Genomic DNA, 12,304 nt, shown 5'->3' on the forward strand with positions numbered 1-12,304 from the left:
TTAATCACTCTTAATTATTAAAAAAGAAATTAATTCATATTCATAATTATTTTTGTTTGATGATATTTTGTTTACATCAAACAAATCTTCAAAATCATTCGACAAATTTTTGTCATTTAAGGATGATATAGCAAGATTTAATAAGTTTGTATATTTACTCATGTCTTTACCAAAATTTGTTTCAACATTAAATTCATCTATTAATTTTTTATTTATTTCTTTTTGATCTTTAGTTAATGATTTATATAAACTCAAAATTTGTCCTGTATTAGAATAAGTGTATTTTACATTTCCATTATTTTCTATATAAATTAAATAATAAGGATCAAATTGATTATTGGTATTTTTGCCATTAAAAGACTTGAATAAAAATATTATTCCATCTGAAATCATGTTGGAATTATTTTTGGCAATTGAAAATATTCCATCAGGTTGATTTGATATTTTTAAAGCATTTTTTGGGTTGTTAAAAAATATTTTTAAATCAGTAGTATATTCACTAAAAGTCATATTAGAAAATGAGATATTTTCTTTCATATCTTCTAAATCAATGAAATTATTTTCTAAATTTTTTAATTGTTTTAATTTTAATGATTCTTCATATTGAATTTCTTTTAAAACATTTTCATCATAAGATGTAGTTTGCATTGCTTTCATCATTTTTTCATTAATTCTTATTTCTAATTGTATATACTCTTCAAGTTTGATATTAGGTCAAAAATTAACCATTTGAATAGAATTATTTTGAGATCCAATTCGGTCAATTCTTCCAAACCTTTGAATTAAACGAACAGGATTTCAATGAATATCATAATTGATTAAATAATCACAATCTTGTAAATTTTGTCCTTCAGATATACAATCAGTTGCTATAAGAATATCAATATTAATATTTTTATTTAAATTATTATCATGATCTCTTTGTTTAGAAATAGGAGAAAAATAGCTAAGCAAATCATCAATACTATATTTTTTTTCTTTTAAATCAGGATGATTTGAAATTAATTTTTGACCAGTAACTAATGCTGAATAAACACCATAATTACTAAATAAATGATTTATATTTTGGTATATATATTCAGCTGTTGAAATGAATGAAGTAAAAATAATAATTTTCCTATTTTTTGTATTTATAGGATTATGAATTTTATCTTTAATTATTTCTACTAATCTTTTTAATTTTGCATCTCTTTCTATATCTATAATTAGATATTTATTGTAAATTTCTGTTAATTGATTAATATCTAAAGATAAGTCATCTCTATACTTAATTAGATCTATATGTTCTTTTTTGATCTTAAGTTTTTTAAATTCTAATATATCTTCATTAATATCTTCTTCTTCATTATCAATATCATCAAAAGTATTTTTCATTGATAGAGAAGAAGCTGATTGAGCGCTAATATTATTATATAATTCGTTTGTTTTATCAATTATTTTTTTAATGGTTTGCCTAAATGATTCTACAGAAGATTCAAATCTTTTTAATAGATTAATTCTCATTAAAGCTACTAAATTATTTTCTCTATTTTTTTGGGTTAGCTTTGATTTGCTATTTGCTTCTTGTCAATCATATTCTTCTTCATATTTTTGTTGAAATTCAGGAAATATATAATCAAAAGGTTTGTATATTGAAAATTTTATTTCACTTAACTTATCAAATAACATTTTTATATCATACACTTGATTTAATGTATCAATATTAGGTCTTTCTGAAATAGGATTGAGCCTATTAGGAAAATGAAAATCACCTTCATAATAATTTTCAACAATTTGTTTTCTACTTCTTGCAATAGTAGTTAAATCTATTAATTTCCTAAATTCATTTCCAATCATACTTTGGAATTTTTCTACAGTTCTTTCATTACTAGGTAATTCTGCCCATTGATTTGACTTTTTTTCAGCTTGTATACAAGCATATTTTATAGATTTAATATTTTCATTTTGAAAAGCTTCATCATTATTTGCAGTGATAATATTGATTTGATTGTTAATATCATCCATTTTATTATTGACAGGAGTTGCTGTTAATAATAAAACAGATTTTTTTCTACCTTTTAAAATAATATCATCCATTAATTTTTTGTATCTTTTACTTGTTCAATCTTTGCTATTATTGTTAAATCTTCCATTTCTAAAATTATGAGATTCATCTATAACAACCAAATCATAATTTTCTCAAGCTATTTTAGAAAGATTGACACCTTCTGAATAACCATCAGTTCTTGATAAATCGGTATGAGAATAAAGATCATAATTAAATCTGTCATTAATTAAATGATTAGATCTAACATTTGTTTTAAAAGTTTTTCAATTTTCAATTAATTTTTTAGGTGATAATACTAAAACCCTTTTTCCTTCTAATTCAAAATATTTAATTATTGCAAGAGCTTCAAAAGTTTTTCCTAATCCTACTGAATCTGCTAATATACAACCATTATATTTTTGGATTTTATCAAGAATTGCTTCAACTCCATGTTTTTGAAATTCATATAATTTTTGATAAATATTAGTTTCTTCAAACTTTATTCTATTATTTTTATTTTCATAATAATAATCATTACTTATAGAATCTTGTAATAGATGAGAATTTGTAAATTGATATAAATCATAAGGTGTTTTATCTTGATATATAGATTCTAATTTATTTATTAATTTTTGCTTTGCATCTCTTGATTTTTCTAAAGAATTTCAAGATGAATTAAATATATCTAATAATTTTTTATATTTGATTTCATTTTTTTCTTCAGTTATTAAAATAATGTCATCATTTTCAATTTCATTGAAAGCACCTAATGAAATTTCATAAACACCATCTATAATTGTATATTCATTATCTATTAAAATAAATTCTTTTCTAAATTTATCTATATATTTTATTTCTACTTTATCTTGTATATATTCTTTAGTTTCTCTTGCATAGTAAAAATCCATTAAATCATTTTTAAGATTTAATTCAAATTTATTTGTAACCATTTCTTTTTCATTAACATTAATTTTGTATCTTCTTGTTAGCTCTTGATTGATTTCTTCATAATCGTTAATGTCTGTCAAAATTATTCTAACAGTAGAACATTTTTTAAAAAAAGGAATTAATTTATAAAAAGCTCTTAAAGAAAATTTTTTAATAGCTATTTTAATATTGCTATTTTCTTTAATATTTTTTTTAATTAATTGAAATAAATTATCATTATTCATTTTCATTTCCTTGTGATTTTCTTAATAAAGAATCAAGATTTGTAACAACCTCATATTTAATATTGTTTCCTAATGATTTAAAGTGTTCTTTACCACATTTTATTTTTTTGTTTTCTTTCTCTCTTAAATCATTTTCATTTGTTGATCCTTTTGTTTCTGCTACAAAAATAATATTATTTTCATCATAAAGAGCCCAATCTGGATTATAAGAACCTAAAGGTGTTGGTATGTTAAATTTTTTAGGTAATTTTATAAATGTTTTAACCATGCTTTTATTTAATGCGTCTTTAGCAAAATTTTTTTCTATATTAGACCTATCAACAACAACATATTCATATGGATATTTTTTACTTGATTTAGCATCTATTGAATAATTTTCATCTAAGGTAAATTCTAATTTATCTTCAAGCAAACTCAATTCATATAACTCGCCATTTTTTTGATATTCTATCCCATCAACCATTAACTTTTCTTTTTCTTTTTTCATTTTTTCAATAATCAAATTTTTAGTAGTTTCTTGATTTTTTAATATAGATTCAATAATTTTTTTATCACTAATTATTTGAACTATTGTTTTTCTAGTTAATTTTGTTATATTTTCAATATCGCTAATTATGTCAATTAATGGTTCATTTGTTAATGAACTAATTGAATCAATTTTTTTATTATTAACAATATCAATATTTGTACCCTTAACCCCATCTTTATTAATATCAACATTTGCTTTAGTAGTTACAATCTTTGCTTCTTGAATTTTATTATCATCAATTTCTTTTATTATATTTTTTTTAGCTTCCTCAATAAATTTATTAGAATCAAATTTTATACAATAAGATGTTTTAGAACTTATTGTTTCTCATAATTTTTGAAATTCAGGTGAATTTATTACATCTTTCTTTAAATTATTCTTTATTTGTTTTCTACCATCTTTAACAACATCAAGAATTTTGCTTGTTGTTTTTTCTAATGCTTCTAAAATGTTGTTTATTGAGTCTTGAGATAAGTTAAGATCACTATTTTTTAAAATAATTTCTACTTCATTACGTTTATATTCTTGTAAATTTAATGTTTGATCTTTTTTTAAAATATTTTCATTATGCAATAATTCAATAATTGCTTCACATGATTTGTGATCTAAATTGGGAATTTGATTCATCAAATAACTTTTATTTATTTTTTTAAACTCTATTCCATCTTCAATCATTTCTTTTTGTAAATTGCTAATAAATTCTTCATATCTACTATTTGGAAAAATTGAAAGTTGATTAATATTTTCATCATATATTCTTTCTCCATTTTGATCCACACATAACCTTAATCCTCTTCCAATTTCTTGTCTTTGCTTAATTTCAGATTTAGTTTCATTTAGAGTGCAAATCTGAAAAACGTTAGGATTATCTCATCCCTCCTTAAGTGTTGAATGAGAAAAAATAAATGCTAATTCTTCATCGAATGATATTAATTTTTCTTTATCTTTCATTATTTTGTCATATGTAGATTTATCGTCTTTTGTATCTCCTTTTGTATCTTTATAATTATTTTTTTTATCAATTGAAAAATATCCATCATGGACTTTTTTGGAAATTTGAGCAATTTTTTTAATATTCTCTGTTTTATCTTCAGCTTCATTTAAATTAAATAATTTTCAGTATTTTTCTTCTTTTCATAATATTTTTTGAAAATGTTTTTCAAAAATTTTAGCATATTCTCCAGGTTCAGATTCTCCCCTTTCATTTTGAATCCGATAATTAGCAACTTTATCTATAAAAAATAAAGATAAAACTTTAATATTTTTATCTCTTATTTCTAATTGTTTATTTAAATGTTGTCTGATAGTTTCTTCTATTTGTCTTTCTTTAATTGCTTTATCATATTTATTATTATTAACATTTAAATAAACTTTTTGTCCATCAGATAATTCGATTAATTTATTATCAAAATCAATATTTTCAATTCTTAAATCTTTGTATTCAGATAAATGATTAGAAACCTCAAATAAATTATCATTACTTCTAATTGTTTTATTTTTGATTTGAGTTCCTGTGTCTGTAGAACATTTTATTTTAATATTTGCATTTTGGTTTTTAATATCTAATCTTTCTAGTTTAATATATTTAGGTATATCATTATCTTCTATCTCTATTCCATAAACTTTAATTTGTTTTACTAATTTCTTTTTATATGCTTCAATAGAATCTAATTTGTAAATTAGGTTTTCATCTTTTCTTTGTTTAAATGTGGCACTATATCTTAAAATAAATAAAGGATTCAATTCATTAATAGCGTCTATACTTTTTTTACCACTTGCTGTAGATTGAGGTTCATCTATTATAACAATAGGAGATGTGTTTTTTATTAAATCAATTGGTTTATCGCCAGATAAATAATCATTATTTTTATTAAAAATATTAATATCCTTATTAATTGATTGAATATTAGTAATCATTATTTCTACATTATTGTTATTGGCAAAATCTCAAACTAATTGTAATGATTGACCATCATATTCACGATATTGATATTTAATTGAAGGATAAAGCATTTTAAAATGCTCTTTAGTAATTTCAAGTGTTTTTATTATTCCTTCTTTTATTGCTAATGAAGGAACTATTATTAAAAATTTTTTAAAATCATACTTTTGATTAAGTTCTAAAATAGTTTTAAGAAAAACATATGTTTTACCTGTTCCAGTTTCCATTTCAATATCAAATGTAGGTATAGATGCAATAGTATTAGATATATCTAACATATTTTTTTCTTGTATTTTTTTAATATTTTGTAAAGCAATATCTTTTTGTCAATTATCATTTAGAATAACATTAGATATTCCATGATTATTACTAAACAAAGAAATTTGATTGTTTTTTCTAATTGAAAAAACACCATTTCTCGTTTTAATACCATTAAAAATATTGATAACTGAATTAATAGCTTCATCTTGGTGTTCTAAATGTGCTTCAAATTGAAATTTCATTATATTACCACCAATTCTATTTCTCATGACCCATCTTTTATATTTTTAATAGATTCAGCAAAATTGATTTTATCTTGATCATTTTCAAAATACTTATCATTTAAATATATTTTTAAATTGTTGCTATAAAAATTTTTGACAATCTTTATAATATTTTCAATATTGTAATAATTAGAATCAATAGCAGGTTCCAATAAAAATAAACAATATTTTAATTCATCATAATAAACTTTATTGTTATATAAAATTTCACTTTCAATTTTAGTATTTAATGGCAATTCACCTACCCTTAAAATGATTTCATAAATTAAATTTTCAACACTAGTATTTTCTTTAATTTTATTTTCATAATCTTGTAATTCAGATTGAATTACAGGAACAGGATCACTAGTACTTGCATCAAATGATTTTAAATTAGATTCTACTAATTCAAAAGCTTTATATCCTTTTTCTTTATATTGAAACATATCAATTGCTCTTTTGACTCTTTCTCTTGTAATATCAGCAATTGTTTCAAATTCAGTATCTTTTAAATTTTCACTTTCTTCAGGGTATTGAACTAAAATATATTTTCTATTTCCTCCATCTTCTTTATTCAATTCCATAACAGCTTGAGCAGTAGTTCCTGAGCCAGCAAAGAAATCTAAGACTAAAGAGTTGGGGTTTGTATGGAAATTTATTAAATATAAAATTAAATCAGATGGTTTAGGGTGAAAATTAGAAACTAATTTATTATCATTTGGAAAAATTTTTTTTAATTGATTTGTTCCTTTTGTATTTGAAGTAAACGAAATTAAATCTTTTGGTTTTATATTTTTATATGGTGTTTCAATTTCAAAAATTTCTTTTTCATAAATTCTTCAATTATTTTGTTTATCTTTTTCAAAAAATAATCTATTTTTTTCAAAAAGATCTTTCAATTTTTCTGATCCCATTCTTCAACGTCCATATGTATTTTTTATAACTCTTGGAATAATAGGTATAAAATCTTTTTTAATTAAATTTTGATCAAAAGAATAAATTTCGACATTTGAAGTTAAATTATGATTAATTAAATCTATTCCATAATCATGTTGTGTTTTAATCTCATTTAATTTAGGATTATAATAAACAACATAACCAAGTTTTTTTCTATCAATTAATCTATCATTGCTCCCTCCCTTTTCAATCATTGTTCCCTTTTTTCAATATTGATTTAAATTTTTGTCAAATTTGTAATCTAATATGTTTTTTTCTTCAACTAAGTCTTTAATATTAAATAAATCAATATTTTTTGCATATATTAAAATATATTCTTTTGTTTTTGCTATATGAGAATTATCGCTTTGGCCGCCAGGATTTCTTATTCAAATAATATCGCTTACAAAATTCTTTTCCCCAAATATTTCATCACATAATAATTTTAATCTTGCTTGCTCATTATCATCTATAGATATAAAAATTACTCCATCATCTTTTAGTAGTTTTCTTGCAAGTATTAATCTAGGATAAATCATACTTAATCACTTAGTATGGAATCTACCATCACTTTTTTGATTTTTAGTTTGTAATCTATCTCCATCTTCATTTATTAATTTATTCTCTTTATCAAATTCAAATTTTGATTGTGAATAATCATCTTCATAAACAAAATCATTACCCGTGTTATAAGGAGGATCAATATAGATTACATCAATTTTATTAAAATAAGATTTTTCTAAAAGTTTTAAAACTTCTAAATTATCTCCTTCAATAATAATGTTGTCAGATTCATCAAAATTTACAGACTTATTTCTTAATGGAATTAAGGTCATATTTGAGGGTTTGGTTGATTCCTTAAGTGATTTAGATTTACCCACTCAACTTAATCCATATTTTTCATTTTGATCTAGATTATTTTCTTCTCCTAATAATTGTTTGAATTTTTCAATATTAAAAATATTATCTTCAAAACATGAAGGTAATGATTCTTTTAATTTTTCTTTTAATTCATCTTTTTTTTCAATTTCATTTAAATTCTTATAATTTTTATTATTTAACTTTTATTGTTTTAATAATATTAATTATTATTTCTATAATATTTGCATTTACAAATTAATCTTAAATAACATAATTTTAAGTAATATTTTATAATTCTATTTATATAATAAAGGAAATATATGGATAGTTCAAATAATAAAAATTATATGAATTAAGTATTTTAATAATGTATATAAAAATATAATTTAAATTAAAATAATCTTATGATTGATAACAAAATTTGAAATAAATATGCAAATTCAATTAAAAATATAGATCCTATTTTAAAAGATAAAATAGTGTCAATTTTTGAATTTATAGAAGAAAAATTTCCAGAATTAGTTTTGGAAATTAAATGAAATGAACCAATGTTTTTATTTAATAATTCATTCATTATCGCTTTTTCTGTTTGAAAAAATCATGTTTCTATTTCTCCTGAAAAATATGCAATCGATATATATCAAGAAAAATTATTATCATTCAATTATGAAGTCACTTCAAATTTATTTAAAATCAAAAAAGACCAAGAAGTAAATTTTGATTTATTATTGGAAATAATTAATTTTAAAATAAAAGATAAATCTAATTCAAAAACATTTTGAAAAAGTAATGAATATAAAATTACCTATAAAATTACCAATTTCAATACCGATAATTCCTTGTATTTCATAATTTTACAATATTTATCAAAGTTGAAATATTCGGTGGGTGTCTTTCTTTTCTAATAATTTAAAGTATTTTTGTAGCTCTTCTTGAGTAACGGTGGTTCCCAATTTGTATTTACTAGTATTTTGTAAATAAGTTTCTGCATTAATTACAAGTGCAATTAGATCACAATCATCTTGGGTTAAATTTTTGAAAGATTTGCCTTTTGGAATAAATTTTCTTATTTGCTTATGTTTTTGTTCAATTGAACCTTTTTGTCAAGAAGAATATGGATTAGTGGAAAATCATGGAATATTTAATTTAACTAGGTCATAATTTTCAGTTCCATTGTCTGATGTAATCGATTTGATTTCTTGATTCATATTTTCGATGTTATTTTCTACTGCTTTTAAAAATTCATCACTTTGTTTATTTTCATAAATAGTTATGGATAATCTTCTAGATTTTCGATCAATCATTGTAGAAAGATATTTATTATCAGTTTTAGTTCCTTCTACAGTATCTACTTCAACATCACCATATCTAATTCTTTTATTGATAATTTCATCTCTTTGATCAATGGGTATTGCAATTACTCTTTTGCCTATTTTATGGGGTTTTTTATAGTATTTACCATGCTTTAGGTATGGAAATATTCTTAATGTTACTCCACTCATTTTATTTTGCCTAATTAAGTGATATAAATGCTTTGGAGAATAATATAATCCTAATTTCTCTTTGATTATCTTGGATAAGGTTTTGGCAGAAGTTTTATTGCCGGTTGCTTTAGCTACTGTTCTTATCAATTTAGCAACTTCTAAGTGTTTAGATAAGCAATTTTGTTGTTTTATTATTTCTAATTTTTTTCTCTTATTATTTAATCTATTAAGATAAATATTTGAATCATAATAATATAGTTTATAAGAATAATTTTTTATTTATAAAATTACCAAAATAAAAGCAAGATTTTATGCTAAAATTTTAATTGATAAAAAGAATAATTTTTTGCCCAACATTATATTTTTATTTTAAGAATTTATAAAAAATATTAAAAAAGTGAGGAAGTTATGAATAATTTTGATGAAGATAAACAAAGGCAAATTGAAGATTTATTGAATGAAATAGAAATGCAACAAAATAAACAGTTAGAAATTTCGAAATTACAAGAAAGTGAAATTGATGATTTAGAAAAATTAGTTGATTTAAAAGAGAAAGAAAAAGAAGAATTATCTAAAAAAAATGAAAAAGATGTTGAAAAATTAACAGCAGATTTTAAAGAAAAATTAGTTGAAAAAGTAGAAGATGCAAAAATTAAAGAAAAATTAACATTTGAGACAAAACAACAAGATGAAAAAATTAAAGAACTTAAAAAAATGTTAGAAAATCAACAAACTCAATATTTAGAATTATCTAAATCAAAAGAAGAACAAATTAATTTATTAAAAAAAGAATTCAATAATCAAATTGAGCAAGAAATTAAAACTTGAAAAGAAAATGAAAAAGCTTATTATGAAAAAATAAGAAATGAAGAGAAAATAGAAGAATTACAAAACAAATTACGCGAAGAACAAACAAGACAAATTGAGATTGTTAAATATAAAGAACAAGAATTATTAAATAAACAAAAAGAAATGGAAGCTAAATTATTAGCCGATATTGAATTAGCTAAAGCTAAACAAACAATGGAATTTGAAACAAAAAAATCTCAAGATGAAATTAAAGAATTGAGAAGACAATTAGAATTACAACACACACAAGAAGTTGAATTTACTAATAAATTAGCTGAAGAGTTAGATTTATTAAGAACAGAAGTTCAAAATCAAAAATTACAAAATCAAGAATTTATGAAAGAAAAAAATAAAGAAGTTGAAGATTTAACACAAAAATTAATTAATCAAACTCAAGAGTTAGAAATGATGAAAAATCTTCAAATGGAAAAAGATATGGAAAAAGAAATGAGATTTAATTTATACAAAGAACGTTTAAATAAAATTGCTAAAACTCAAGAAATTTATTTAACTTCATTACAAAATCCTTATAAAAGAAGAAAATAATTAATTGGAGTATTTAATGACAGAAAAATTTGATAATGACAAAACATCTACAAATGAATATAATTTAGAGAAATTAATAAATGAAATAGAAGCTAAACAATTAGAATTTGTTGTTGAAACCAAAGAGCATGAAATTAATTCATTATTAGAAGAAAATAAAACATTATTATTAGAAAATAAGAATCTTTTTAATGTTCTTAAAGATAAAGATAAACAAATTCAAGAATTATGTAAAAAATTAAAAGAAGAGAGAGATCAAAATACTATTTTATTAAATATGGCTTTAGCAAATAATAAAGATGACGAATCTCATTCAGTTAATAACTTTAACTTAAATTTAGAAAATAAACAACTAGCACCAGGTATTCAAAAAATTATTCAAATTCAAAAAATTATAGATGAACAAGAAAAAGAAATTCAAAAACTACAAGATAAAACTTTACAACAAATATCAGAAATTAAAAAAAGAAGAAATTTTTAATTAATATCTTCTTTTTTTATTACTTTTTGATTATTTTCCTAATAGCAAAACTGAATCATATTTTTGCTATTCAATCTAGTCCTTTAGGTAAAAATGAAAATTTGGAAGATTTAAATATATTAATATATTCTTTCTTGATGATAATATATTTTCTATTTTCTTTATCTTTAGTATTAATATAACAATAATTAACCATCATATTAACATAAGCTGAAAGTTCTGGAATATTGCAAGATAATAATTTATTCATATTCTCCATTCAAACTTCAATTCTTTTCTTATTTCAATCTACAACCGAAGATGAATTAGGTCTTGAAACAAAATAAAAACCTAAGTTATTTTTAATGAAATATATTTTTTTAGCTTGAATTAATAAAGAAAAAAATAATATTTGATCTTGATAAGAAACATTTTCTTTTAAATCATTCAATTGATAAAATAAATCGGCTTTAAAAAATTTGCACATTGGAATTGATCAAGGAGTAAAAGATTTATTTTTTACAATTTCTTTTGATTTAAAAGAATAGATAACTTTTGTTGGTTTTGTTTTTCCTTTTTCATTTATTCTTTTAAAATTGGAAATTATTAAATCATATTGATTTAAAGTACTTATTTGAAAAACTTCTTGAAAACAATTTGTATTATAAAAATCATCAGCATCTAATATTGAAACATATTCACCCTTAATTAATTTGTTATTTTTAACATAATTAATTACAGAACCTCAATTACCATTTGATTTTTTAATATATTGAAAAGATTGAGTATTTTTAGATGATAATCAATTATTAATTATTAATGCAGTATTATCATTTGAACCATCATCAATAATTAAAACTTGAATGTCTTGTTCTAAATCAATATTTTGTTGATTATATATTGAATCTAAAGCTTTTTCAATATATTGTTCTACATTATAAGTTGGAATGATTATTGTTAATTTCTTTTTCAAAT

The 12,304-nt window shown here is 21.3% G+C and carries 8 protein-coding genes; 3 read left to right on the plus strand and 5 right to left on the minus strand.

What is annotated here, in order from left to right:
• From ACJA29_RS01805 to ACJA29_RS01815, 3 genes are read right to left on the minus strand one after another with little or no spacing between them, the layout of a single operon-like run.
• Positions 1–3,198, minus strand: coding sequence for a helicase-related protein (locus tag ACJA29_RS01805; protein ID WP_406602916.1), 3,198 nt, complete (start codon positions 3,196–3,198; stop codon positions 1–3).
• The gene (locus ACJA29_RS01810; protein WP_406602917.1) at positions 3,191–6,172 is read right to left on the minus strand and encodes a DEAD/DEAH box helicase family protein; all 2,982 of its coding nucleotides are present in this window, start codon (positions 6,170–6,172) and stop codon (positions 3,191–3,193) included. Before ACJA29_RS01810 ends, ACJA29_RS01805 begins: the two co-directional genes overlap by 8 nt.
• A complete protein-coding gene (locus tag ACJA29_RS01815; RefSeq protein ID WP_406602918.1) occupies positions 6,172–7,965 on the minus strand; it encodes a site-specific DNA-methyltransferase in 1,794 nt (597 codons plus the stop codon). The genes ACJA29_RS01810 and ACJA29_RS01815 overlap by 1 nt, the downstream gene beginning before the upstream one ends.
• A gap of 429 nt (positions 7,966–8,394) precedes the next feature.
• Between ACJA29_RS01815 and ACJA29_RS01820 the strand changes: the two genes are divergently transcribed.
• A complete protein-coding gene (locus tag ACJA29_RS01820; protein ID WP_406602919.1) occupies positions 8,395–8,895 on the plus strand; it encodes an iron chaperone in 501 nt (166 codons plus the stop codon).
• On the opposite strand, the gene ACJA29_RS01825 is transcribed toward ACJA29_RS01820, so the two are convergent.
• Positions 8,854–9,753 (minus strand): IS30 family transposase, encoded by a 900-nt coding sequence (locus ACJA29_RS01825; RefSeq protein WP_406602970.1) that lies wholly within the window; start codon positions 9,751–9,753, stop codon positions 8,854–8,856. The genes ACJA29_RS01820 and ACJA29_RS01825 overlap by 42 nt on opposite strands.
• A 129-nt stretch (positions 9,754–9,882) precedes the next feature.
• On the opposite strand from ACJA29_RS01825, the gene ACJA29_RS01830 reads away from it, so the two are divergent.
• A complete protein-coding gene (locus ACJA29_RS01830; RefSeq protein ID WP_406602920.1) occupies positions 9,883–10,869 on the plus strand; it encodes a hypothetical protein in 987 nt (328 codons plus the stop codon).
• A 16-nt stretch (positions 10,870–10,885) separates the two neighbouring features.
• A complete protein-coding gene (locus ACJA29_RS01835; protein ID WP_406602921.1) occupies positions 10,886–11,350 on the plus strand; it encodes a hypothetical protein in 465 nt (154 codons plus the stop codon).
• 19 nt (positions 11,351–11,369) lie between these two features.
• Here ACJA29_RS01835 and ACJA29_RS01840 read toward each other — a convergent pair whose 3' ends face one another.
• Positions 11,370–12,302 carry a glycosyltransferase family 2 protein gene (locus ACJA29_RS01840; RefSeq protein WP_406602922.1) on the minus strand — a complete coding sequence of 311 codons (933 nt, stop codon included), beginning with the start codon at positions 12,300–12,302 and terminating at the stop codon, positions 11,370–11,372.
• Between the last annotated feature and the right edge of the window lie 2 nt (positions 12,303–12,304).

The sequence above is a fragment of the Metamycoplasma sualvi genome (assembly GCF_045276925.1).
Lineage (GTDB): Bacteria > Bacillota_I > Bacilli_A > Mycoplasmatales > Metamycoplasmataceae > UBA710.